21 protein-coding genes and 1 tRNA gene are annotated in these 24,085 nt (G+C 46.8%); 11 read left to right on the top strand and 11 right to left on the bottom strand.

The window, feature by feature from the left end; genetic code table 11:
- Window positions 1-59: 59 nt before the first annotated feature.
- Entirely contained in the window at window positions 60-1,199 is a 1,140-nt protein-coding gene (locus SPIGRAPES_RS13120) for an alpha/beta hydrolase (RefSeq protein WP_014271232.1), read from the bottom strand.
- A gap of 519 nt (window positions 1,200-1,718) precedes the next feature.
- A tRNA-Met gene (locus SPIGRAPES_RS13110) sits at window positions 1,719-1,791 on the bottom strand.
- A 238-nt stretch (window positions 1,792-2,029) separates the two neighbouring features.
- On the opposite strand from SPIGRAPES_RS13110, the gene trkA reads away from it, so the two are divergent.
- The 5 genes from trkA (at window position 2,030) to SPIGRAPES_RS13085 (ending at window position 8,217) form a co-directional block, all read left to right on the top strand.
- Window positions 2,030-3,403, top strand: a complete 1,374-nt coding sequence (trkA, locus tag SPIGRAPES_RS13105; protein WP_014271230.1) for a Trk system potassium transporter TrkA — start codon at window positions 2,030-2,032, stop codon at window positions 3,401-3,403.
- Between the two features lie 71 nt (window positions 3,404-3,474).
- The gene (locus SPIGRAPES_RS13100) at window positions 3,475-4,869 is read left to right on the top strand and encodes a TrkH family potassium uptake protein (RefSeq protein ID WP_245535436.1); all 1,395 of its coding nucleotides are present in this window, start codon (window positions 3,475-3,477) and stop codon (window positions 4,867-4,869) included.
- Window positions 4,870-4,949: 80 nt separating this feature from the next.
- Entirely contained in the window at window positions 4,950-6,326 is a 1,377-nt protein-coding gene (locus tag SPIGRAPES_RS13095) for a GntP family permease (protein WP_014271228.1), read from the top strand.
- Window positions 6,327-6,379: 53 nt separating this feature from the next.
- Window positions 6,380-7,513, top strand: coding sequence for a glycerate kinase family protein (locus SPIGRAPES_RS13090; RefSeq protein ID WP_014271227.1), 1,134 nt, complete (start codon window positions 6,380-6,382; stop codon window positions 7,511-7,513).
- A complete protein-coding gene (locus tag SPIGRAPES_RS13085) occupies window positions 7,510-8,217 on the top strand; it encodes a DNA alkylation repair protein (protein ID WP_014271226.1) in 708 nt (235 codons plus the stop codon). Before SPIGRAPES_RS13090 ends, SPIGRAPES_RS13085 begins: the two co-directional genes overlap by 4 nt.
- On the opposite strand, the gene SPIGRAPES_RS13080 is transcribed toward SPIGRAPES_RS13085, so the two are convergent.
- Window positions 8,189-9,124 carry a dipeptidase gene (locus tag SPIGRAPES_RS13080; protein ID WP_014271225.1) on the bottom strand — a complete coding sequence of 312 codons (936 nt, stop codon included), beginning with the start codon at window positions 9,122-9,124 and terminating at the stop codon, window positions 8,189-8,191. The genes SPIGRAPES_RS13085 and SPIGRAPES_RS13080 overlap by 29 nt on opposite strands.
- Before the next feature lie 138 nt (window positions 9,125-9,262).
- On the opposite strand from SPIGRAPES_RS13080, the gene trxA reads away from it, so the two are divergent.
- The gene (gene trxA / locus SPIGRAPES_RS13075; RefSeq protein WP_014271224.1) at window positions 9,263-9,577 is read left to right on the top strand and encodes a thioredoxin; all 315 of its coding nucleotides are present in this window, start codon (window positions 9,263-9,265) and stop codon (window positions 9,575-9,577) included.
- Window positions 9,578-9,714: 137 nt separating this feature from the next.
- Window positions 9,715-10,995 (top strand): tryptophan synthase subunit beta, encoded by a 1,281-nt coding sequence (gene trpB / locus SPIGRAPES_RS13070; RefSeq protein ID WP_014271223.1) that lies wholly within the window; start codon window positions 9,715-9,717, stop codon window positions 10,993-10,995.
- A 3-nt stretch (window positions 10,996-10,998) separates the two neighbouring features.
- On the opposite strand, the gene SPIGRAPES_RS13065 is transcribed toward trpB, so the two are convergent.
- The 8 genes from SPIGRAPES_RS13065 to rimO form a co-directional block, all read right to left on the bottom strand.
- A complete protein-coding gene (locus tag SPIGRAPES_RS13065) occupies window positions 10,999-11,886 on the bottom strand; it encodes a DMT family transporter (protein WP_215904750.1) in 888 nt (295 codons plus the stop codon).
- 127 nt (window positions 11,887-12,013) lie between these two features.
- Complete coding sequence (locus SPIGRAPES_RS13060; protein ID WP_014271221.1) at window positions 12,014-12,964, bottom strand: calcium/sodium antiporter; 951 nt, start codon at window positions 12,962-12,964, stop codon at window positions 12,014-12,016.
- Window positions 12,961-13,485, bottom strand: a complete 525-nt coding sequence (locus SPIGRAPES_RS16665; RefSeq protein ID WP_155816749.1) for a regulatory protein RecX — start codon at window positions 13,483-13,485, stop codon at window positions 12,961-12,963. Before SPIGRAPES_RS16665 ends, SPIGRAPES_RS13060 begins: the two co-directional genes overlap by 4 nt.
- Window positions 13,486-13,569: 84 nt before the next feature.
- Entirely contained in the window at window positions 13,570-13,983 is a 414-nt protein-coding gene (rpsI, locus tag SPIGRAPES_RS13050) for a 30S ribosomal protein S9 (protein ID WP_014271219.1), read from the bottom strand.
- A 14-nt stretch (window positions 13,984-13,997) separates the two neighbouring features.
- Window positions 13,998-14,426: a 50S ribosomal protein L13 gene (rplM, locus tag SPIGRAPES_RS13045; protein ID WP_014271218.1), complete on the bottom strand. Its 429-nt coding sequence runs from the start codon at window positions 14,424-14,426 to the stop codon at window positions 13,998-14,000.
- 141 nt (window positions 14,427-14,567) lie between these two features.
- Window positions 14,568-15,404: a glutamate-1-semialdehyde aminotransferase gene (locus SPIGRAPES_RS13040; protein WP_014271217.1), complete on the bottom strand. Its 837-nt coding sequence runs from the start codon at window positions 15,402-15,404 to the stop codon at window positions 14,568-14,570.
- A 13-nt stretch (window positions 15,405-15,417) separates the two neighbouring features.
- Window positions 15,418-17,721 (bottom strand): ATP-dependent helicase, encoded by a 2,304-nt coding sequence (locus tag SPIGRAPES_RS13035; protein ID WP_041384689.1) that lies wholly within the window; start codon window positions 17,719-17,721, stop codon window positions 15,418-15,420.
- Window positions 17,714-19,066: a 30S ribosomal protein S12 methylthiotransferase RimO gene (gene rimO, locus SPIGRAPES_RS13030; protein ID WP_155816747.1), complete on the bottom strand. Its 1,353-nt coding sequence runs from the start codon at window positions 19,064-19,066 to the stop codon at window positions 17,714-17,716. The genes SPIGRAPES_RS13035 and rimO overlap by 8 nt, the downstream gene beginning before the upstream one ends.
- Window positions 19,067-19,377: 311 nt before the next feature.
- On the opposite strand from rimO, the gene oppB reads away from it, so the two are divergent.
- The 4 genes from oppB to SPIGRAPES_RS13010 are packed head-to-tail and all read left to right on the top strand — an operon-like array spanning window position 19,378 to window position 24,053.
- Window positions 19,378-20,307 (top strand): oligopeptide ABC transporter permease OppB, encoded by a 930-nt coding sequence (gene oppB, locus SPIGRAPES_RS13025; RefSeq protein ID WP_014271214.1) that lies wholly within the window; start codon window positions 19,378-19,380, stop codon window positions 20,305-20,307.
- 11 nt (window positions 20,308-20,318) lie between these two features.
- Window positions 20,319-21,926 (top strand): ABC transporter permease, encoded by a 1,608-nt coding sequence (locus SPIGRAPES_RS17640; RefSeq protein ID WP_014271213.1) that lies wholly within the window; start codon window positions 20,319-20,321, stop codon window positions 21,924-21,926.
- Window positions 21,927-21,936: 10 nt separating this feature from the next.
- Entirely contained in the window at window positions 21,937-22,980 is a 1,044-nt protein-coding gene (locus SPIGRAPES_RS13015) for an ABC transporter ATP-binding protein (RefSeq protein WP_014271212.1), read from the top strand.
- A complete protein-coding gene (locus SPIGRAPES_RS13010) occupies window positions 22,977-24,053 on the top strand; it encodes an ABC transporter ATP-binding protein (RefSeq protein ID WP_014271211.1) in 1,077 nt (358 codons plus the stop codon). The genes SPIGRAPES_RS13015 and SPIGRAPES_RS13010 overlap by 4 nt, the downstream gene beginning before the upstream one ends.
- Window positions 24,054-24,085: the final 32 nt, after the last annotated feature.

The raw sequence follows: 24,085 nt of genomic DNA, 5'->3' as shown, positions 1-24,085 counted from the left end.
TCTTTTAACTTTCACCGTTCCGGTGAAAAACAACCAGTAAGCCAGGATGCTTTATATGCTTATTCTTTATCGGAAAGATTATTTTCACCGGTCAGGACATCTTCAAGCATGATATTGACAAATTTTTCGCTCTCTTCGAACAAAGGGCTGTGTGCAGAATTGTCAAAGGTATAAAAGCCTTTTATTGGTGCAGTAATTCCCGATAGAAACTGTTTTGCCAGTATGGCCGAAACCGTGTAGTCGTACACTCCACTGAGAAAATAGGTGGGTATTTCCAACACCTTTATCTGTTCAGGAAGTTTTGACCCAAACATTTCTTTTCGCAGTGAGGTGGATTTCGCCAAAAAGGACTTTGCCTTCCATATATTGATTTTTTCTTTCAACGTATAGGCATTGCTTGTCATTACCGGGATAAAGATCCCAGAAAAAACCGAATGCATAGCGTGCATTGTCCCAACACCAAGGTCATGCATCACCGTATCCCTAAAGCCGGAAACAAAATAGTGTTCAAACTTTTTTTGGGACATATAGGGAGAATACATTTCAAGTTTTTCCGCCATCCTGGTATTTCCTTCCCTTCTATAGGTATCCAGCATATAATCGAAAGCCAGTACCTCTGACTGGTATTGATCGGAGATCTGCGCTATTCCAATATAGGCATTATAGAGCCCAGGGGCCTTCCCCGCCATCTTTACACCAATCAAAGAACCCCAGGAATGCCCCATGAGATAGATTTTTTCCTTTCCGAAACGGTTGCAGAGGTAGCTTGAGACAGCTATGCCATCGGAAACCAATTGATCCACAGTAATTTCCTCGGCAGGCATGCCTGGGTAATAGGAAAGGCCTGCACCCCTCTGCTCCAGCCAGCAAACGGTAAAGACGCTATCCAATCCGGTAGGATATTTCTCCTCGAGGAAATATTCGGGCATGCCAGGACCCCCGTGCATGAACAGGAGGACAGGATTATCTTTATTGGTCGATCGGATAAACATTCCAAGTCTTGTCCCGTTGATCTCGACAAAGATTTTTTCAGAAATACTGCTTGCGATTGCATTTCCCTGGTCATCCTTCAAGGGTTTCATCGTTCCTCCATCATATACCAACACCAGAATAAGCAGCAGGATTACCACCATGCATACCGTGATTACCACTGCCTTCTTGGAATGGAAGCGCCAAGGTTTTTTGTTCTTGCCAGCCATCTCCCCCTCCTCAAACAGAAGAATTTTCATTGGCCATAGCATGCCAAGGAATTCTGGGCCATTGCCATAACGTTACCATAGAATATTATATGGGTAGACAGGTTTTGTATATCCAGAACATTCGCCTGGCAAAAAATAGGCAGGCTCGCCATGACCCAGAAGGTCGGCCAGGCGCCTAAGGGTGAATTGATCAGTTTTCTTTGCTTTTTTGGGGGCTGTGCCTTGAAATCTAGTACGTGCAAGCTTGATTTGTATACTGTTGCATGGGCGTCCGTCCTTGTTAGCTTGGTTTTTGGTTAACTCAATACTAACAGATGGATTGCCCATTTTCTATAATGATAGGTCAGGTCTCTTTTTTAGCTGTTTCTTGTAAGGGGTGGCGTCTGGGCAAAAAGAAAGGCAACCCGCCGTGCGATCAATACCGCCTCAACAAGTTGCCAGAACTTGGTAGAATCAGGAATCACCGTCCTACCGTGTACCTTTGTACATTCGGTAGTCCATTCATCAGACCAACTGTTATAGCAGGGGTAGGACTCGAACCTACGGCCTTCGGGTTATGAGCCCGACGAGCTGCCAACTGCTCCACCCTGCGTCGAATTGCTTACGTATCTTATGGCAATTCAAAAGTAATGTCAACAGCTTCTGAAAAAGAAAGCCTAAATAATTTATCTTTTTATTGAGAAATAAAATAAACAAGATTGATATTGTGAAAACAATACCACTTCCGTAATCCAAATCAATCTGTTAGGATGGTTAAGGCAAGTAAATACCATGAGATATTACCAAATATCTGCTAGTGATTTAAAAAAAAGCCAATATTTTTATATTGCATGGAAAGGAGCTGTCTTACGAGCAAAAAAATTGTCATCTTGGGAGCAGGAAGACGTGGCCTCGGCTTAGCAAAACAACTTATCGAGGAACATAGGGATGTTGTATTGATAGACAACAATCCGGAGAGAATCGACCTTGCGATATCAAAACTCGATTGCATGGGCATCCTTGGCAATGGCACTGACTTGGCAAAACTCAATGAAGCTGGCTGTGCAGATGCTGAATCCTTCATTGCCGTTACAGACAGCGATGAAATAAACCTTGTTTCCTGCGGAATGGTATCAGGGTCTTTCAAGGGCGTAAAGACTGTTGCCACTATCAGAGGGTTGATATATACGGGAACAGAAGGACTAACCGAGGGACTACTGGGAATTGACCATATCGTCAACCCAAATGCGGAAGCAGCCCAATATATATACAACATTATCGACCAGGGTGTTTATAGCGATGTAATCAAATTCAACAATTCCAATCTCATGCTTTACAATCTTTATATCGAGCAGTTTTCCCCTTATCTCGGAATCTCACTCATGGACATGCGTACCAAACTGAAGGCCGACTTTATTATCGCGGCAATCCATCGAAAGGGTAAGGTATTTGTACCCTCAGGGAATACTATCATTGAAGCCAAGGATACCATTTCCTTAGTGGCAGAGACTGCAGAAGTGTCTGATATTCTTAAAGCCGTTGGGAAAATACAGAAAAAACCCCGTAAAATAGCATTGGTAGGTGCTAGCAAAATTGCCAGGGCCCTGTTGAATAGCATGACCCCTGCAGTGCGTTCCAAAATTGCGGTAATCGACCAGAACCCAGCAATCTGCACGTTGTTCTCAGACAGGTTTCCTGAAATCCTTGTCATCAAAGCTGATATTACCGACGAGGATATCATGCAGACGGAGCAATTGACCAATTATGATCTCCTCATAGCCCTGACCGACAATGACGAATTGAATGTCATCACTGCATCCTATGCAAAACGCATAGGGATCTCCAAATCGATGGCCTTGGTAAAACAGAACAACAACTATGTACGGCTTGCATCCTATCTGGACATAGACGTTGTCATTTCCACCACCGACACCACGGTAGACTCACTGCTTCGGTACTTGAGGGGAACTAATGTGACCAGCCTCCACTCATTATTCAATGGACAGCTGGAGATATTTGAGTTTACCATTAACAGCACAAACAAAGCCTGCGGCAAAAAACTCAGTGAATTGAACATGCGCAAGAAAGCCATTGTGGCAGGATTGACGACAAAAAAGGGAGAAATTGTCATACCAACAGGAAACATAACACTTAACGAAGGGGACCGTGTGCTTGTTGCAGCAAATAGGAATTCAATCGATTTCATCCAAAACTTTTTCAATTAGGCTGGTATATGATTAACTGGAAACAAGATGCTACACTCCTGGCAAAAATATTGATTATTCTCGCTCTGTTCATGGGCATTCCTACATGCCTTGCATTGTATTATGGCGAAACCACAGCTTTACACGGTTTTTTGGTTACCTATGGTGCAGTTTTCCTTTTCAGTGCAGCAATTTTCCTTATTACCAGAAATAATACCAACACCCACCTGAATGCCCGCGATGGATATTTGTTTGTATCCTCCACTTGGATAATTGCAACCGCGTTCAGTGCAATCCCTTTAGTCGTCAGTGGCTCATATGTCGACTATAGCAGTGCCTATTTTGAAATTATGAGTGGTTTCACCACTACAGGGGCTACGGTTTTGCCAGAGATCGAAAGCCTGCCGAAATCCATACTATTTTGGAGGTCCGAGACAAACTGGCTCGGAGGAATGGGAATCGTAGTCTTATTTGTGGCGCTTCTCCCTGCCTTGGGTGTATCGGGGACCATGCTGGTAGGAGCAGAGTCCGTAGGGCCGACAAAGGACAAACTCACACCGAAGATAAAGACGACTGCTTCAATTCTCTGGACCATTTATGTACTGTTTTCGCTTCTGGAAACAATACTGCTGAAATTCGGCGGCCTGAGCCTGTATGAAGCGGTAACCGTTACTTTCTCCACGATGGCCGCTGCCGGATTCTGTGTAAAGAACGCATCCATAGGAACATTTCAAAGTGCCTATGTAGATATTGTGGTTACCGTATTCATGATGATTGCCGGTGCAAATTTCGCTTTATATTATAAAGCAATCTCAGGGCACCTCCGTTCGGTCTGGAAGGATGGGGAACTGAGGGCATATCTTGGAATCTGGGGTATCATCTCCATCATTTCCGCTATAAGCCTCTCCTATAACGGTACCTACGATGGGTTCTGGCAGTCTTTGCGCTTCAGTGCTTTTCAGAATGCTTCGATTATCACTACCACGGGTTTTGCAACGGCGAATTATATCAATTGGCCTTCACTCCCCCAGATGCTCTTGTTTCTCTTGGTATTTGTCGGTGGCTGTGCAGGTTCTGCCGGTGGCGGTATCAAGGTAATACGCGTGGTGACGCTTATGAAAATGGCTTTCGTGAATATCAAACAAAGAATCCATCCAAATGGAATTTTCCACGTAAGGGTTGGTCAAAACTCGGTAAAGAATGAAATCTTGCTTTCCATCTCGACCTTCTTCGGCGTTTATATTGCAACAGGGCTTATCGGAGCTGTCCTGATATCCTTCAGTGGGGCTGATATCCTTACCTGTTTTTCCAGTTCTTTTCTCTGCCTGGGCAATATAGGTATTGGCTTTTCCGAAGTAGGGCCCACGGGAAATTTTGCTTTCTACCCGTCCTGGATCAAATGGGTCTGCTCCTTCTTGATGCTCGCAGGAAGACTTGAACTTTTCACTGTTTATTCATTGTTTTCAAAGGTTTTCTGGAAACGATAAAAACTATGTTGCCCGATTATTTTTCCTCCTACATTAAATTTCCATGATACACTAGTGGAGAATTCGACAAGGAGGAACAAATGTCTGGAATAGCTCTGATCATTACTTTTATCATTGCAATTGCGATTATGATCATCGCAATCTCAAAATGGAATGTGAACCCGTTTTTGGCTTTGATGGGGATTTCCCTGATTCTAGCCATTGTTGTCGGTATCCCGTTAAAAGATATTCCCGGTATTATCGGGTCAGGCTTTAGCGGCATATTCAGCAGCATAGGCATTGTTATTATCCTCGGGGCCTTGATCGGAACCATTCTCGAAAAAACCGGGGCAGCCTTGAAGCTTGCCGAAATGGTAGTCCGTTTGGTTGGCCATAAACGCCCTCAACTTGCCATGGAACTGATGGGCTGGGTAGTATCCATCCCTGTCTTCTGTGACAGTGGCTTCGTCATCCTCAACCCTATCAGAAAAGCCCTTCAGAAAAAGACCCATTTTTCCTCGGTTGCCATGACTGTTGCCCTCTCAGCCGGTTTATACACTTCCCATGTTCTTATCCCGCCAACCCCAGGTCCAATTGCGGCGGCAGGAACGTTGGGCATAGGAAACAACTTGTTATTGGTAATCGGCCTGGGAATACTCTGCTCAATACCGTCTCTGTTAGTCGCCTATTTCTTTGCCAACTTTATTGGAAAACGGGTAAAGAGTACCGAAGAGACCGTTGAGGATACAGATACCCAGGATTATGAGGAACTGCTGAAAAGCTTTGGGGACCTCCCCAATGGATTCATGGCTCTCGCACCGATTATCATCCCAATCCTCTGTATGGCCTTCGGATCGATTTCCAACGCATTGAAATGGCAAGGTGCTGTCTCTGACTTTTTCACCTTCCTGGGAACCCCGATCATTGCATTGACCGTAGGTTTGATCTTTGGGATTATCCTGCTTGGCCAAAAAAGCATGCTGAAGCAATTCAACGCTATGACCACAGAAACGCTGAAAGTCGTCGGACCTATCCTGTTCATCACAGCAGCCGGCGGAGTTCTGGGCAAGGTAATTGCAAGTGCTGGATTTGTAGGGTACATGAAAGAAAATGCCGCGGCACTGAGTATGGTAGGAATTTTCTTCCCCTTCATCATCTCGGCAATCCTCAAGACGGCACAGGGATCCTCTACTGTGGCGATCACCACAACAGCAGGGATTATGGGAAGCTTCTTGGATGGTGGTTCCATGATGAGCGCTTTGGGACTCACCTCACCTGTCGCCGCTGCTTTGACTGTAATGGCAATCGGCGCAGGGGCTATGACCGTATCACATGCCAATGACAGTTATTTCTGGGTGGTTACAAACTTCGGGGGAATTACCCCTGAGGATGGATATAAGACGCAGACAACCGTAACCTTATTCCAAGGAATTGCTTGCATACTCTTTATCTGGATTTTATCGCTCTTTTTGCTATAATGGGCTGAATACTACCGGGGGATTCTTCCCCCGGAACTTTTCAGGAGCCTGCTATGAAAAACTTTCTATTGATTCCCGATTCCTTCAAAGGAACCATGAGTTCCGAACAAATCTGTACAATCATGGGCAAAGCTACAAAACGTCACTTTCCTGACGCTCAGGTTACCTCGATACCGGTAGCAGATGGCGGGGAAGGAAGTGTCGACGCTTTTTTGCAGGCAGTTGGCGGTGAGAAGGTATACCTTACTGTCCAAGGCCCCTTCGGCAACCCCATGGAATCTTTCTACGGGATACTCAAGGGGAATACGGCAGTAATTGAAATGGCAGCCTGTGCAGGACTGCCGCTGGTAGGCGAGGACCTTCATCCTGACCTGACCACAACCTATGGGGTAGGCCAATTGATGATCGATGCTGCAAAGCATGGCTGTGTAACTATCATCGTCGGCCTTGGGGGAAGCGCAACCAATGATGCGGGATGCGGGGCAGCCGCTGCCTGCGGCGTGGTATTCAAGGACAAAGAGGGAAGAACCTTCGTACCAACCGGGGGAAACCTTGACAAGGTAGCGTCCATAGATACTGATTCCCTTGACCCAAGGATACAGAATAGTACCATAACCACCATGTGTGATATCGACAACCCGTTCCATGGCAAGACTGGCGCTGCATATGTCTTTTCCCCACAGAAAGGTGCCGACCCTGCTTTGGTAGAACGCCTCGATGCAAATATGCAATCACTTGCCAAGGTAATTGAACGGGATTGCAAAGTAGATGTCCAGTCCATCGCTGGGTCCGGAGCTGCCGGAGGGATGGGTGGAGGCATGGCCGCATTCTTCAAATCGCAATTGCAGATGGGTATAGAAACCGTTCTCGATACCGTAGGGTTTGATGCGCTTCTCCAAAATACCGATTTGGTACTGACCGGGGAAGGAAAAATAGATGAACAGTCCTTACGGGGGAAAGTTGTCATCGGGGTAGCCCGTAGGGCCAAGAAAGCCAACGTTCCTGTCGTCGCCGTTGTCGGAGATATTGCTGATAATGTTGAGGGTGCCTATGACGAGGGCGTCAGTGCCATTTTTTCGATAAACCGGCTTGCTGTAGATTTTAAAGTCGCCAAAACCCGTGCAAAGGAAGACATGGATAAAACCATAGACAACCTTATGCGGTTCATCAAACGGATGGGGCTATGAACAGAGAAATGCTGCAAGCAAAGCTCTTCCTGCTCAGTGATAGTGCCTATGCCCAGTTCCAATATCGACTGAAATGCTCAGATCACCCGGTTTTGGGTATTCGTTCCCCCCAGCTCAATGCCCTTGCCAAGGAATTGGCAAAGGCTGAGGGAAGCCTGTTTATTGATGATTTTTTATTGTTTGGGGACGTCTCCTATGAAGAGATAATCCTTGCCTATAAAGTCTTGGGCTTGCTCAAGCTTGATAGTGGGACAACACAGGGCTACCTGAGGGAACTGCTCGCCTATAACGATGGCTGGGCCACAAATGATACGCTGTGCAGTGCCTTGACCACAGTGGGCAAACATCAAAAAGAATATTGGCCGTTCTTTCTTGGGTTTCTGTCCTCTGAGAACCCCTGGGACATCCGTTTCGCCACCATAGCGTTGATGTGCTGGTACCTGACCGATGAGTATGCCAATAAAACCCTGGAAATTCTGAGTGCTGTCACCAATGATCATTATTATGTGACAATGGGCCTTGGCTGGTTCTATGCAACAGCCTTTGCCAAATATAGGGAGGAGACCCTCCCCTACCTTAAAACCGGCAGGTTGCCCATCGGAGTCCAGAAAAAAGCAATACAGAAGTGCATTGAATCTTTCCGGGTCTCCCCAGAGGATAAGGTGTTGTTGCGGTCTATTCGCCAAGAAGTCTCAAAGCGTTAGTCTGCCAAAGCATATCCAGTTCACGTTCCTTGAAATCTGCCTTCTTGAGCGCCTCCCAGAGTTTTTCCATCTTTGAGATATCGGGAATCTCCAAGTCACCTTCGATTCCATCGAAATCGGTCCCCAGGGCCAAGACTTCCGCTCCCCCGATATTGTGCATGTGTTGCAAATGGCGAACCATGTCCTCAATTCTCGAGGCATGTAAAGAATCATCACTAAGGTATGGCGGGTAGAAATTCAGTCCGGCAACCCCGCCTTTGCTTGCAAGGGCCCTGATCATTTCATCGGTAAGGTTCCGGTTTGCCGATGTACAAAACCTGCTGTTTGAGTGTGAAGCGAGAAAGGGTTTCTTAGCATACCTGACAACATCCCAGAATCCTCCGTCGTTCAGATGGGAAACATCAACCAATATGTGCTGCCTCTCCAATTCACTGACAGCTTCGAGCCCAAGCGGTTTCAGTGCGTTGCCCATAATCTTCTTATCCGATGAATTGGGGTAAGCCAAGTCATTTTCAAAATTCCAGGTCAGGGTAAAAAGTCTTACCCCCCATTGGCCAAGGATAGCCAATCGAGAGAGGTCACCTTCGATCACCTGCCCTTCCTCACAGCTGAGGATAGCTCCCAGGCGGTCATTTGAGGAAAAGTCCTTCGCTGTTTTTATCTGTCGGATGGTATCGGCATTTTCTGTCATCTCGTGTACAAAAAGATCATGCAAGGCACAAACCTCATTCCAGGGCTCGGCTCCCTCCTGCAACTCGACAAATAGGGCGAAACAAGAGGCCCCAACTTTGCCTCTTTGCATCTTTTCAATATCGACTGAGAAAGAATTCTGTTTCAGGTTTCCCTGTTTTGGGTTTTCGTGCATTGCAAAGAACGTATCACAATGGAGATCTATCAAGGGTTTCATGCATCTATGATACAGCAAATCGACAGAAAACACCAAAACGATAGGGGTATTTTTTTATTTGTTATCCGCAACTATTTTTTATTTTTTACTATGCGGTAGAGAAAAAAATAGGTATAGTAGAGACATAGGAGACAAAAGATGATTAAACACCTGACAAAAAAAACATATGAAGAAGAAGTATTGAAAAGCACTGTTCCCGTTGTAGTGGATTTCTGGGCAACCTGGTGCGGTCCTTGCAGAATGCAGGGTGGTATCCTTGAACAGCTTGACAAAGAATATGCAGCAGACAAGGTAAAGATCTGTAAGGTCAACGTAGACGAGGAAGGCGAACTTGCCGCAACTTTTGGCGTTCAGTCCATCCCTACCCTTCTGTTCTACAAAGACGGAAAAATCACAAACAAGGCAGTTGGCGTACGCGATGCTGATGCCTGCAAAAAACTACTCGGCCTGTAAAAAAACCGACCCAGCGCAAAAGCCCATGTCCGTATCACACGGTTGTGGGCTTATTTTTTTTAACAAACAGACATATTTTCCTTGACATGATGTTTCTATATACAGTAACATGCTCATAAGAAGCAAAGGAGCATATCATGAAAAACGGAATAATCAAGGATATCGATACAACCAATCTTCCTACCCAGGATGGCTATTTTGGCGAATTCGGAGGATCATTCATCCCCCCGCAACTGCAGGCTGTCATGGATGAGGTTACCGCAGAATATGAGAAAATCGTTAAGGATCCTGCGTTTCTTGAGGAACTGAATGACCTTTTGACCCATTACGTCGGAAGACCTTCCCCTGTCTACCATGCAAAGCGTCTTTCCGATGCAATCGGGGGAGCCCAGATTTATCTCAAGCGTGAAGACTTGAACCATACAGGGGCCCATAAGATCAACCATTGCATCGGAGAAGTACTCCTGGCAAAAAAGATGGGGAAGAAAAAAGTTATTGCAGAGACCGGGGCGGGACAGCATGGGGTTGCCCTTGCAACGGCCGCAGCCCTCATGGGGCTTGAATGTGATATCTATATGGGCGCCATAGACATACGAAAAGAAGCACCAAATGTAAGCAGAATGAAAGTACTCGGGGCAAAAGTCGTAGAAGTCACCAGGGGAACCCAGACTCTCAAGGATGCTGTCGATGCTGCCTTCGAAGCCTACCTTGGCGATCCGATCTCCCAGATTTATTGCATCGGGTCTGTTGTGGGTCCGCATCCCTTCCCTATGATGGTCCGCGATTTCCAGAGCATTGTTGGCTTTGAAGCAAAGAAACAGTTTGCATCAATGACAGGCAAACTTCCCGATTCTATCGTAGCCTGTGTCGGCGGTGGTTCGAATGCCATGGGTATCTTCAGCGCATTTCTGCAGGATTCAGTCCCACTCTACGGTGTAGAACCTGCAGGGAAAGGCTTGGACACTCCCCTTAATGCGGCTACTTTGACAAAGGGATCGGTGGGCGTGCTCCATGGTTTCAAGAGTTACCTGTTGCAGGATGAAAAAGGAGAACCGCTCCCGGTCTATTCCATTGCCAGTGGACTCGATTACCCCGGAGTCGGCCCTCAGCACAGTTATTTAAAAACAATCGGTAGGGTAAACTACAAGACAGCGACAGACCGGGAGGCCGTGGAGGCTTTCTATGGTCTGAGCAGGATGGAAGGGATTATTCCTGCCCTTGAATCATCACATGCCGTGGCATACGCCATCAAACTCGCGCAAGAATTGACAAAAGACCAGAATATTTTGGTAAACCTTTCTGGACGTGGCGATAAGGATATCGATTTCGTTATGGAAAACTATCCGCTGGTTGACTATGAGCCTGAGGCAAATGAAAACGGATTCGATGAATTTTTGGCACACATCAGAGGAAATTGATTGTTACTGTTCGTTACTCGGCATTGTACTTGGGGGAAAACCAGCTTCTTGCTGGTTTTTCTTTGTAAAGAGGAACATGGCAAACCCCATGCCGATTACCACCAGGTAACCGAATCCGCTATACAGATCAGGAACCTGCGAGAAAATAACAAACCCTAGCAAGGCTGAAAAAATAACCTGGCTGTAATCGTAGACGGAAATCTTATTTGCCGGGGCATACCGGTAGGCAGCGGTAAGGGCAAACTGGCCACAGGCCGCAAGTGATCCCGTAGCGAGAAGCCAGAGCAACTGGGCCATTGTCATGGGATGAAAATTGAGAAGCGTTGATGGTAGGGTTATAATCGTCGAGAAAAGCGAAAAAAAGAAAACTACGACGACCCCGGTCTCCCCTTTCTTTCCCAATGCCCTTACTGCAGTATGTGCCCCGCCAGAACCCATTCCTCCGACCAGCCCGATCAAGGAAGGAATGAACAGGAGATTGGAGAAAGAGGGTTTGACGATAAGCAAGCTCCCTGCGAAGGCGCCCACAATACAGAGGACCTGGTTGAGACGGACCTTTTCCTGCAGGAAAAATGCACTGAAGACTACCACAAAGAAAGGACTCATTTTTGCAAGCATAGAGGCGTCACCGAGCAGAAGGTGGTCCACTGCATAGAAATTGCCGAACATACCGATGGTTCCCAAGATGGAACGCAGAAGCAGAAGAGAGAAATTTGGTTTGAATAGGTCCACTGATAACGAAATCCTGTTTCGTTTCAGCAGGAGATAGGAAAAAAACAGGGCTACGATGTTTCGGAAAAAACACTTCTGCATAAGAGGCAAATCGCCAGCCATTCGAATGCCTACGCCGACAAGCGAAAAGAAAACTGCAGAAGTTATAATAAGGATCATCCCTTTGTGAAGGGATTCTTGTGTTGTTTTATACATATTGATTAGTAAGAGAATACCCAAAAACAGTACTTATACAAGAGGAAAGGAAGAATAGGCGACTTTTCCTTTGCCTTTTTCCGTTTACCGGCTAAAGAAGTGTCAGATAGGCACCATACATAACGAGAAGCAAAACACCTTGCCACTTGTAGAACTTCCCCTTGATCATGGTCGGAATAGTAGCTACAAGTGAGACAGCAATGCATACTGGCAAATCCCGAATCACGGTCATTTCTGAAATAGGAAGGGGAACTCCCTGGGTTTTATTCGCAATAAAACTGCATACGGGAATAATCATAACGATATCGAGGGTATTTGCCCCAAAGATATTCCCTACCGAGAGGGCTGCTTCTTTCTTGATAATCGCAGACACTGCCGTTACCAGTTCCGGCAAGGAAGTCCCGATGGAAATTGCGGTAAGTGCTATGAAGGCCTCGCTAATTCCAAGGCTCCTTGCAATTTCGCTTCCATTGTCCACTAGAAGTCGGGAACCGTAGACTATCCCGAACAAACCTACGAAAAACTTAGCAAGGTTCAAAATGATAGTCTTCTGGTCTTTAGCCAGTTCATCATTGGGTTCATTCTTCTTCTTGGCACTGTGAATATTCTCAATGATGTAGAGGATAAACATGACTACCAAGGCCAAGGATTTAACCATACTTGCCCCACGGGTAAGGCTAATGGCGAACAAGACTATCTCGGAAAGGAGAAACAAGAGCACTTTGAGGTTGAAATTATCCTTACGTTTGACCGAAACACTCAAGAACAGAATACTCAAAGGAAGGATAAAGGAAGTATTGACGGTAACAGAACCGACAATATTTCCTAATGCCATGTCGACCTTCCCCTGCATCATGGCCAGGGATGAAACCATCAGTTCCGGGAGTGTAGTTGCAAAACTGACTACCGTAGCCCCAACGACGAACTTAGGGACTCCCGAGGCCTCGGCGACATAGGAAGCGGCATCGACAAACCAGTCACCGCCTTTTATAATCAAAACCAGGCCCCCGACAAAAGCCACATACATTACCATTTGACTCATAGTGTTTCATCCTCACTAGCTTCCATGGCACGTTTGATCTCATACCGGGTAAAGCCTTTTTTCTGTAATTTCATCAGTACCAAATCCGGTTCTACGGTTTTCGAAACCATTGCATAGGCTTTCATGACATATTCTGAGGTCCGCACTTCTGAGAATAATTCATCAAGTGCTTGCTCTGCATCGTTGCGGTTGACACCCTTACTTGCCAGCCTTCTAGACAACATTGCCCGACCTTCCGGGTTTTTCCGTTGCCGGCTCTCAATCATAGAACGGGCATAGCGTAGCTCCGAAAGATAGTTTTTATCTTTCAGGTAGGTAAGTGCCCAAGAAATCTGCTCAGTTGTAAATCCCTTGCCCTGCAGTTTCAGCCTTAATTCAAAGGCCGTATGTTCTCTTCTTGCCAGATATACGAGGGCCTTATCCCTGCAAGCCAAGCTCTGCTGTTTTTCAAGGAGTTCCAAAAATTCTTTTTCGGTAAGTTCCTGACCCTCTGCAAGATGCTGGGAGAGAAACAGTTCCATAGAGATAAAAAAAGGGGACCCCTCCCGGGGAAGGGCAAAATACCCTTCCTTGGAGGATTCCCTCTTGATGGTCGCAAACACAGTCTAACGCTTTGAGAACTGGAACTTGCGGCGTGCACCCGGCTGACCATATTTCTTACGTTCAACCATACGGGAGTCACGAGTCATGAATCCACTGGTATGCAATGCTGCACGGTAGGTCTCATCGTTCTCTACAAGAGCCCTTGAGATACCATGGCGACAAGCACCAGCCTGTCCTGAAGGACCACCACCGACAACATTGATAAGGATATCATATTTGGTAAGGGTATCGGTAATCTGCAACGGCTGCTTAACGATAAATACCAACATCGGGTTAGCGAAATACGTATCTACGTCTCTACCGTTTACAATAATCTTACCTTCACCTTCGCGGAGATAGACACGGGCGACAGCAGTCTTTCTGCGTCCTACACCATGACCAAGATCAACAACTTTCTTAACTTCTTTCTTTGCCATATTCCGCTCCTACCTTAGATTTCAACCTGGATGGGCTGCTGGGCCATCTGCTGATGCTTTGCACCGGCATAGACTCTCATGTTGGTGAACAACTTGCGACCGAGCGGTCCACGGGGAAGCATTCCCTTGACGGCATGCTCCATGGGGAATACGGGATTGCGCTTGATCATATCCGCATAGTTGGTTTCCCTAAAGCCACCTGGGTAATTGGAGTGGCGATAATACATCTTGTCCTCATACTTGTTCCCGGTAAGGGCAGCTTTCTCGGCATTGATGATAATAACAAAGTCACCCATGTCCTGGTGAGGGACATACTCGGGCTTGTTTTTCCCGCGGAGGATGCGTGCAGCGGCAACTGCTACCTTGCCAAGCTCCTTTCCCTCTGCATCAATCAGATACCATTTCTTCTGAATCGTCAGCGGTTTTACAAAAATAGTTTTCATCTATTCATCCTGTCTGCGAAGCTTAAGCTTCGCTTAGTAGTTTTTGGTTCATGGACAGCACGAAGCATAATTGCACAATAGGAGACTCCTGTCAAGCCATGCTTATACAGATACCCTATGCAATTACGGTTTGCTGCCATCTCATTCAACCATTGTTGTTGCGTACTGTTCCGAAAGCCTTAGGAATTCCGAAATATCACCCTTGGAATATGTACCAGGGACAATAAAAGGAATATCCGCAGAAGGTGGAAGCACTACCCGAAGCTGTAAGGCCTCATGATAGAACTCTCGGTAGCGCGTGTGGTCGAGGTTCGTAATTCCGTACGGTCCCCGAGTTTCAAACAACCCCTTGAGAGGATTGTCCATACGCTTGGCAACTGATTCTTCCGACTTCATTTCATCTATCAAGCACGCCGTAGCCTTGATGAGCAAATCAAGAAGCAGCGGAGATATACAATCCGAAGGCGGCAACTCTTCTGCAAGTGTTTGATCCTTAATGCATACGACCTGAGGTATGAAACTCCCTGGGAAAGGTAGGATAGGGAAGAGCAACACGGAATCTGCCCCGCCGACCTCTAGGTACGGACGCCAATAAGACACTTTGCAGCTGTTCTTTGATGCAGAACATGCGGGATCATAGATTGCTTTCGCATCAGGCGATACCCTCATGGCCAGATCAGCGACTACCCGGCTATCAGAATAAATCCGAAAGGCCGAGAAATCAGGAAACAGTTGTGCCAGTAGCTTTTCGAGTCTTCCTGTGAATACCGAAGGGTACTCGCTGACCAACCCCCTGCCGACCGTGGACTTTATTGCCCGCTGCATCATATCAGGTCGATGGCCAAGGATGGCTCTGCCATGGTTCTGGAAAAAATCTATATATCGCACGCCATAACGATCATACAAATAGTATGACCGAGCACGGACGACGACTGGCATTGTATATCCTTCGCCGTCTTTGTGTCTAGTATCTTTCATACTTGCAAGCATATCAGTCACGACCTATTTTCTCAAGAGCGGCGAATTTGCTAATAAAAGTTGCTTTCCGTCCACCGGCAAATCGCACATCGATCACTTCACGGTCCCCGCTCTTCTTTACACTGATGACTTCACCTTCTCCATACTGGTCGCTAAAAACCTTCTGGCCAAGGGGAAACAGACTCTCGCCATTCGATTCTTCATGGCTTTTTTTCATTTCGAAGGTCTTCGCTTTGTCGCCGAAACCCTGGTGGATCAAATTGTTGCCTGAAGGGATTCTCGTTCCCATAGGTTCGCGCCTTGGCTTTGTCCCGTCACCGAAAGACGAGGACCGTGCCCTGCGTTCATCAAGCATGCCGAATCCCTGGTAACCGCCGTTTTCCCATCCATTGGACAGTGTCCCTGGCTTCATTCCCTGTACCGAGACTAGTTCAGACCCAATCTCGTCAAGGAATCTGCAGGGATGCTGGAAGCTGGTTTTTCCCCAGATTCTCCGTGCTTTGGCTGACAGCAGGTACAAATCCTTCCGGGCCCTGGTTACCGCGACATAGAAAATCCTGCGTTCTTCTTCAACGTCGTCATCGCTTTCACTTGCCTTACCGGGAAAGAGTTCGTCTTCAAGCCCTGCAATGAACACCCGGTCAAACTCGAGTCCCTTGGTATTATGCATGGTAATCAAGGTTACCCCAGGTTTGTCCCTTGGGTCTTCTTTACCCAACGTAGTGGGATCGAGACACAACTGTTCAAGGAACAGGGCCAAGCCATCCCTGGATGAATCATAGGAGGCAAGTGCATTGACCAATGCCTCAAGGTTATCCACTTTGCCGGTACTGTTCTGGCTGTCAATCTTGCGGTAATAATCAAGCAAGCCCGATTCACGAATCAGAAAATTGACACATGCTACCAGTTCCTCGCTGTCAAGCAAACGGTTGGCTTCCTTGAACATGGAAAGGAACGAACGGGCACCGCTTTGGGCCTTTCCCGCAAGAATGCCGGAAGCAATAGCCTTTTCAAGGGTTATGAACAAATCATCACCAACTTGACCGGAATAGGAGAAGATTTTTTCGATTCCCCCTTCCCCGATTCCCCTGGCAGGTTTATTGATCATCCGCTTGAAATTGACCTCGTCCTTATTGTTCATCAGCAAAAAGAGCAGAGCCAGGACATCCTTGACTTCTTCGCGGTCATAGAATTGCAAAGCCCCTACCACTTTATAGGGGATATGCATCCGTTTGAATGTTGTCTCGAAGGCAACCGACTGGGCATTTGTCCGATACAAGATTGCACTGCTGTCAAAGTCTTTGTCGCGGTTCAAAATATTCCCTACCCGCTGGGCTTCATCGGTTTCATCCTGGACATAGAGAAGGTTGGGTTTCGCTCCCTTTGGATTTGCTGTCCACAGTTTTTTCTGGTGCCTTCCCTTATTATGGCTGATGACCGTATTCGCCACGGCAAGGATGCTCTGGGAAGAACGGTAGTTCTGTTCGAGTTTAACTACCTTGGTCCCTGGATATACTTCAGGAAACGAAAGGATGTTCTGGACCTCTGCCCCCCGAAACCGATAGATGCTCTGGTCGTCGTCACCGACGACACACACAAAGCAAGTGGGGCCGACAAGACGGCGTAGCAACTCAAACTGTGCAATATTTGAGTCTTGGTATTCATCGACCAGAATAACCTGGAAACGCCGGTGCACCCAGGCAAGGACCTCCGGACGGGCATCGAGCAATTCAATACTCCGTGTGATAAGGTCTGCAAAATCTACATTACCGACCTTATGGAGTTTATTCTCATAGGCTTCAAACATCCTTGGAAAGGTACTGTCTGCCTTGAGAGAGGCGAGGTTGTCATGACAGCCCAGCCCCCTGTCCTTGGCAAAGGATATTCGTTTCATTACCGGTTGCAGTTCTTTCTTTTTGTGGTTTGGGTAACAGGAAGCTAGCAATGACAGGGAATCGTCGTCGTCATAGATGGTGAAATTTGAATCCAGGCCAATTTCCGTACCAAAGCGGCGGAGTAACCAGGCTCCGAAGGCATGGAAGGTCCGTATGTTGCATTCCTGTTCATACCCTTTCCCCGGAAGAAGCGAGCCTACGCGCTCGCGCATTTCCTTGGAAGCTTTATTGGTAAAGGTAACTGCAAGGATTTTGTAGGGGGCAATTCCAAGCTTCTCTATACAATAGGCAATCTTGGTAGTAATAACCCTGGTCTTTCCCGAACCTGCGCCGGCAAGGACCAACAAAGGTGCACTGTTTTCCAGGACCGCTTCCTTTTGGTTGTCATTTAACTGCCCAAGCAAATTCTCGATCTCAGTCATTTGCACGCCCCACGGGAACCGCTTCCAAATCAAGCCCATTCACAGACCTGATTCCGCAACGGAGTACTGACCCCGGCTTCAAATCCCTGCCCATGACTACAGTCAGGCCATCGACTTCGGGAGCCTGAGAGTAGATCCTCCCAATGGCAAGGTCCTCACCTTCGACTTTTTCCTCAATCAAAACGTCATATTCCTTTCCTAGGAAGCGTTGAAGCCTTTTTGCAGTCAAGGGACCCTGCAGCGCTTCTATTTTCTTCTGGTATACGGTGGCACGCTTGCGGGCTTTCTGGTGCTCTTCCTCATCGCGCAAGTCGTATGCTTTGGTTCCTTCTTCCCTGCTATAGAGAAAAGAGCCCATCCAGTCTAGTTCTGCCTTGGTAAGGAAATCTTTCAATTCCTCAAAGGCTGGGGCATCCTCTCCAGGATAGCCAAGCATAATGGTGGAACGAATGACCGCCTCAGGTAAGACTGATCGGATATTGGCAATAAGGGCAAGGTAGCTTTCCTTCGTTCCTGTCCGCCCCATGCTCCGAAGCACAGGTACTGCTGCATGCTGGAAAGGAATATCGAAATACTGAAGCACCTTGGGGTTCTCTTTAACAAAGAGGGGAAGTTCCTGCGGGAACGCATCAGGATGTATATAGAGGAGGCGAATCGAGAAAGCTCCCTCAAGCGCAACAAGGTTTGCAAGCAATTCCATAAAATGGCTTTTCCCATCTTCCCAATCGGTACCATAGGCAGCAAGGTCCTGAGCTATAAGATTCAGTTCCTTCACGCCTCGAGTGAGCAGGGTAGCAGCCTCCTGCAGTATCATTTCCATGGGTTTCGAACGCAAATCGCCACGGATCAACGGGATTGCACAGTAGGCACAGCGATGGTTGCACCCTTCGCTGATTTTAAGGTAGGCACTGCCTGGATAGGAGAGCAATTCATTACGCTCATACACCTCAGCCTTCACCTGGGGATATTCAGGAACAAGGACTACACGTTCACCGTTAAGTACTTCATCTGCGACTTCCTTGATTTTCGAGAGGTCCCGATTGCCAAAAATTGCTGAAGCTTCCTGCAGCTCATCGGTCAACTCGGCGGCATAACGCTGGGCCATACAACCGGAAAGGATGATTTTCGCTTTGGGGTTTGCGTCATGCAGGGAAAAGAACGATTCCACTGACTGCTCACGGGCGCTTTCAATAAATCCACAGGTATTTACAATGATCAAATCCGCTTCGCTGGCGTCCTCAGTCCTGACAGAACCATCCTCACAGAGGATTTTCAACATGGTCTCTGCATCGACCTGATTCTTGGAACAGCCAAGATTTTCCAAATATATTTTTCTCAATTTCACCTTCTCCTACTACACAAAGCTGAATATGACTACAATAGCATAAAAAAATTTTACGTCTTAACTCTTATTAGAGATATTTCTCTATCGGGAGCCTATTGTCATTTACTAATCGGTTTCTTATGATTGATTTTTCAAATCTTTTCTATGAAAAATTTTATATTTATTTTTCAAGAAATCTTCCATACAAGAAACCTCAATACTTTGTTAATTCTTGCATAAATAGACTTCTTGGTATAGTATCTGAAAGACTGTGTAATCGAGGAAAAAACCATCCTCAATGTACCCTGTAATTTATCTCTACGAGGAAGCGCATGACAAAATATATCGTCAACAGACTCCTGGGAATCATTCCTACGCTTTTGATTATCATCACGTTAAGTTTCTTTATCGTCCGTGTAGCTCCGGGCGGTCCCTTTGCGACTGAACGCAATTTACCTGAGGTTGTAAAGAGGAACATCGAGGCAAAGTACCATATGGACGAACCTTTGATACAACAATATGGCCGTTACATGTTTGACGTTTTGAGAGGGGATCTCGGGCCGTCTTACAAGTATAAGGACTATGATGTAAACTATTACATTTTCAATAGCCTTCCCAATTCGATTGTCTTGGGGCTTTGGGCCATGTTCATTGCCTTGACGTTGGGTGTGTCGGCCGGGGTAATAGCTGCCGTACGGCAAAATACCTGGGTAGACTACCTAAGTATGGGATGGGCCGTCATAGGAATATCCATACCCTTGTTTGTAATTGCTCCTGTTTTACAACTCATCTTCGCCATGAAATTGAAATGGTTGCCTACCAGCGGCTGGTATACCACAGGTGAAGGGTACAGGACTATTATACTCCCAGCCCTCTCCCTTTCATTTGCTTATTTTGCAGATATAGCGCGACTTACCCGATCCTCAATGCTTGAAACACTGAGAAGCGACTACATCAGGACGGCAAAAGCAAAAGGCATGAAAAACTCAACCATCATCTTCAAACATGCCATGAAGGGGGCCATGCTTCCTATCGTAAGTTACCTCGGACCTGCCTTCGCGGGTATCATCACGGGGTCTATCGTCATCGAACAGATTTTCCGTGTTCCAGGGTTGGGCAAATTTTTCGTCCAGAGTTCCTTCAACAGGGATTATACCTTGATCGTTGGTGTTGTCATTGTATATTCGGTTATCCTCGTGGCTATGAACTTCATCGTTGATATCGTGTATGCACAGCTCGACCCAAGAATCACATATAAATAGGAGAGGACCCGATGAACCTTAAGAAAAAGGATTCCAAAGTAGAGTCCCTCAACGAATTTGAACAGACAATCGTAGGTAACAGCCTTGGCAAGGATGCTTGGAAAAGGTTAAAAAAGAATAAGATGGCAGTCTTGGGAATGATAATTGTTATTATCTACACCCTGTTGGCTACCTTTGCTACATTTCTTCCTATCTACCCTTATGATGAAATAATCCTCGACCACCAGCATCTCCCCCCTACTTTGAACACGACAGCAGGGGAGTTGATGATGAAAACCAAGCTTGAGGAAGTATATTTCAAAGCCTGGAAATCAGGATCTTTGAAAGTGACTGACGAACAGTCAGCCCAGATCAAACAATGGATTGCCGACAACCAGATTACCCAGGTTTGGGATTTCAGCTATAAAGAAGGGCAAAGACAGCTTGCTGCCGGCACCTTCACCTTCAGCTCTTCAGACCAGAAATCAATCGATCGCCTGCAGAAGCGTATCGACACTGAGTTGCTGGTTTCTGTGAAGAAAGTGTTCTGGAAAGATTCGGAAACCGGAAAAATCTCACAGCTGGGAAAAATGTCCTATGATGAGATTCTCCCGATATATGCCGCCAGTAACAATGTAACAGTCGAAAGCCTCAGGGAGCAGAGTAACCAGGAAGTCCGTTCCCAGGTACTTAACGACCTTAAGAGCAAAACACCAGGACTCAGTGATGAAGACTATGCGGCAAACCTTGAAATTGAGCTGAAAACCATGGGCTCCAAGGGTTTTGATACAATTGCAAAGACCAACCTGCTTGGAAAGATTACCACCCAGATAACCAGAAGCACCGAGAAAACCCTTGCCCAGGAAATCAAAGATGGGACGGCTGTCTTCCCGATGAAGAAAACTATCCAGGTCTCGGAGAATCTGACAGCCCAGATCGAAGCATCCAAAAAGCATTCCCGGCATTATCTGCTCGGTACCGATTATAGCGGAAGGGATATGCTAAGCCGCATAATCTACGGTGGACAGGTATCCATTGCAATCGGATTCATCGGAACGCTTACCAGCGTACTGCTTGGAATCCTGCTGGGCGCCCTTGCCGGATACCTCGGGGGAAAAGTAGATTTCTTCCTTATGAGACTTGTAGATATCATGTATGGATTGCCGTATATGTTGCTGGTTATTATCAGCATGGCAATCTTTGGAAGAAACATTCTCAATCTATTCATTGCCCTTGCCTTGGTAAGTTGGCTTACCATTGCCCGAATGGTCCGAGGACAGGTCATGAGTTTGAAAAACAGTGAGTTCGTAGAAGCTGCAAGAAGTATGGGTGCCTCCACATGGAGAATCATATTCCGCCATATGGTACCAAATTCACTCTCGATCATCATCGTTTATTCCACACTGCGCATACCTGCCTTTATCATGCAGGAATCCTTTTTGTCCTTCCTTGGTCTTGGAGTCCAGGCTCCATATGCCTCGTGGGGATCATTGGTCGGTGATGCAGTGACAGGGATGACCCTGTATCCGTGGAAGTTGATTTTCCCAGCACTTGCCATGACAATATTCCTGTTTGCCATGAACTTCTTTGGTGATGGGCTGAGAGATGCGTTCGACCCACAAAGCAAAAACCAACTCTAGGAGGACGAAGATGATAGATAAGAAAAAAACAGTCCTCGACGTAAAGGACCTTAAAACATATTTCAAGACTGATGCCGGCGTTGTAAAAGCAGTAGACGGGGTATCTTTCTCTGTTCACCAAGGGGAAACCCTAGGCATCGTAGGCGAGTCTGGTTGCGGCAAGAGCGTTACAAACCTTTCGGTTATGCGCCTCATCCCTTCCCCTCCGGGAAAAATCGTTGGGGGTGAAGTCCTTTTCGAAGGAGAGGATATCCTTAAAATCTCCGAAGCGGAGATGAGAACGGTCAGGGGTGACAAAATCTCGATGATTTTCCAAGACCCTATGACCAGCCTCAACCCGTTCCTCAAGATTTCCACCCAGATGATCGAGACAATCAGGTTGCACAATAAAAATATCTCTAAAAAGGAAGCACTTGAGCGTTCCATCGAGATGCTCGGCAAAGTCGGTATTCCTTCCCCTGAGAAACGTATCCAAAGCTACCCCCACCAATTCTCGGGGGGAATGCGCCAGCGTGTTATGATAGCCATGGCCCTGTCATGTAATGCTCAGGTTTTGATTGCCGATGAACCGACAACAGCCCTTGATGTTACCATCCAGGCACAGATTCTTGAATTGATCGGGACCTTGAGCAAAGAATTTGGAACTGCCGTGATTATCGTTACCCATGACCTTGGAGTCGTGGCTGGTATGTGTGACAAGGTTTGCGTTATGTATGCGGGACGGATTGTTGAAAAATCAGTTACTGATGACCTCTATGCAAAACCCGCCCATCCCTATACCGAGGGCTTGATCATGAGTGTCCCCCGGATGGATACGAAAAACAAGAATGACAGGTTGTTCTCAATTGAGGGACAACCACCCAATGTCATAGACCTTCCCCCTTGTTGCCCGTTCCACCCCAGATGCCATCGCGATATGGAAGTCTGCCACCAGGCATATCCTCCAACCGTTGACCTTGGGAACAACCATGAGGTTTCCTGCTGGCTCTACAGCGGAGAGGAAGCCATTGCAAAAGCCTTGAAAGAGGCCGCCGAGAAGGAGAAGGCCCTATGAGTGAAAAAATCAAACCCCTTTTGGAAGTGAAGGACCTTAAACAGCACTTCCCTATCAATACAGGAATTGTCTTCAAGAAACAAGTCGGGGCAATCAGGGCTGTAGATGGAGTCTCGTTCGATGTATACCCAGGGGAAACTTTAGGTATCGTAGGAGAATCAGGTTGTGGGAAGTCCACAACCGTACGCTCCATCTCCCAGCTTCACAAGCCTACCAGCGGAAGCGTTTTTTTCAATGGTACTGACTTAGTCAGGGCTGGTGAACGGGAAATGCTCATCGCCAGACGCGAGATGCAGATGATTTTCCAAGACCCGTATGCTTCGCTTGACCCGAGAATGACCGTTCGTTCCATCATTGCAGAACCTTTGGTAATCTATAACAAGAGGGGCTTGCTGGAAAAACCCTTGACCTCATTGGAGATCGAGAAACAGGTCGAAGATCTCATGGAACGTGTCGGGCTCAACAAAGCTTTCAAAAACAGGTATCCCCATGAATTCAGTGGCGGCCAGCGCCAGAGGATCGGAATCGCAAGGGCACTTGCCCTGCATCCCAAGATCATACTTGCCGACGAACCGGTATCTGCACTTGATGTATCGATCCAGGCACAGATTCTCAATCTGCTTGGAGACCTGCAGAAAGAATTCGGGCTGACCTACATTTTCATAGCGCATGACTTGGCAGTTATCCAGCACATCAGTACCAGGGTCGCCGTCATGTACCTTGGAAAGATCGTAGAGCTCTCCGAGGCTGTGCAGTTGTATGACAATCCGAAGCATCCCTATACCGTAGCCTTGCTTTCCGCTGCCCCGATTCCAGACCCAAAAGTGGAAAGGAACAGACAACGAATTATCCTCACCGGTGACGTCCCATCCCCTGACAAGGAACGTATCGGGTGTTACTTCTATGATCGCTGCCCGAAAAAAATGCCTTGGTGTGAATGCCATATTCCCCCGATGTTCAAGATTGACGAGAAACATCAGGTAGCATGCTGGCTGTATGACCAAAAGGATTATGCAAAGGTAAGCGAGAAAGACGCTTTTGCAGATGCCAAGAAGCAGAGCCAGATAAACTAGGATCAGGTACCGACAAAAAAGACATCCTTGAA

Source organism: Sphaerochaeta pleomorpha str. Grapes (genome assembly GCF_000236685.1).
Taxonomy (GTDB): domain Bacteria; phylum Spirochaetota; class Spirochaetia; order Sphaerochaetales; family Sphaerochaetaceae; genus Sphaerochaeta; species Sphaerochaeta pleomorpha.
The sequence above is the reverse complement of the archived record's forward strand: the minus strand, read 5'-3'. Positions and strand labels throughout refer to the sequence as shown.

Bases quoted from the DNA above. Each gene is read 5' to 3' on its own strand.
- SPIGRAPES_RS13035 (WP_041384689.1), bottom strand. From the start codon at position 17,721: ATGACTGAGATCGAGAATTTGCTTGGGCAGTTAAATGACAACCAAAAG.
- SPIGRAPES_RS13015 (WP_014271212.1), top strand. From the start codon at position 21,937: ATGATAGATAAGAAAAAAACAGTCCTCGACGTAAAGGACCTTAAAACA.
- SPIGRAPES_RS13120 (WP_014271232.1), bottom strand. From the start codon at position 1,199: ATGGCTGGCAAGAACAAAAAACCTTGGCGCTTCCATTCCAAGAAGGCA.
- rpsI (WP_014271219.1), bottom strand. From the start codon at position 13,983: ATGGCAAAGAAAGAAGTTAAGAAAGTTGTTGATCTTGGTCATGGTGTA.
- oppB (WP_014271214.1), top strand. From the start codon at position 19,378: ATGACAAAATATATCGTCAACAGACTCCTGGGAATCATTCCTACGCTT.
- SPIGRAPES_RS16665 (WP_155816749.1), bottom strand. From the start codon at position 13,485: ATGGAACTGTTTCTCTCCCAGCATCTTGCAGAGGGTCAGGAACTTACC.
- trpB (WP_014271223.1), top strand. From the start codon at position 9,715: ATGAAAAACGGAATAATCAAGGATATCGATACAACCAATCTTCCTACC.
- SPIGRAPES_RS13090 (WP_014271227.1), top strand. From the start codon at position 6,380: ATGAAAAACTTTCTATTGATTCCCGATTCCTTCAAAGGAACCATGAGT.
- SPIGRAPES_RS13040 (WP_014271217.1), bottom strand. From the start codon at position 15,404: ATGAAAGATACTAGACACAAAGACGGCGAAGGATATACAATGCCAGTC.
- SPIGRAPES_RS13010 (WP_014271211.1), top strand. From the start codon at position 22,977: ATGAGTGAAAAAATCAAACCCCTTTTGGAAGTGAAGGACCTTAAACAG.
- SPIGRAPES_RS13060 (WP_014271221.1), bottom strand. From the start codon at position 12,964: ATGAGTCAAATGGTAATGTATGTGGCTTTTGTCGGGGGCCTGGTTTTG.
- SPIGRAPES_RS13085 (WP_014271226.1), top strand. From the start codon at position 7,510: ATGAACAGAGAAATGCTGCAAGCAAAGCTCTTCCTGCTCAGTGATAGT.
- SPIGRAPES_RS13095 (WP_014271228.1), top strand. From the start codon at position 4,950: ATGTCTGGAATAGCTCTGATCATTACTTTTATCATTGCAATTGCGATT.
- SPIGRAPES_RS17640 (WP_014271213.1), top strand. From the start codon at position 20,319: ATGAACCTTAAGAAAAAGGATTCCAAAGTAGAGTCCCTCAACGAATTT.
- SPIGRAPES_RS13080 (WP_014271225.1), bottom strand. From the start codon at position 9,124: ATGAAACCCTTGATAGATCTCCATTGTGATACGTTCTTTGCAATGCAC.
- trkA (WP_014271230.1), top strand. From the start codon at position 2,030: ATGGAAAGGAGCTGTCTTACGAGCAAAAAAATTGTCATCTTGGGAGCA.
- rplM (WP_014271218.1), bottom strand. From the start codon at position 14,426: ATGAAAACTATTTTTGTAAAACCGCTGACGATTCAGAAGAAATGGTAT.
- SPIGRAPES_RS13100 (WP_245535436.1), top strand. From the start codon at position 3,475: ATGGGCATTCCTACATGCCTTGCATTGTATTATGGCGAAACCACAGCT.
- SPIGRAPES_RS13065 (WP_215904750.1), bottom strand. From the start codon at position 11,886: ATGATCCTTATTATAACTTCTGCAGTTTTCTTTTCGCTTGTCGGCGTA.
- trxA (WP_014271224.1), top strand. From the start codon at position 9,263: ATGATTAAACACCTGACAAAAAAAACATATGAAGAAGAAGTATTGAAA.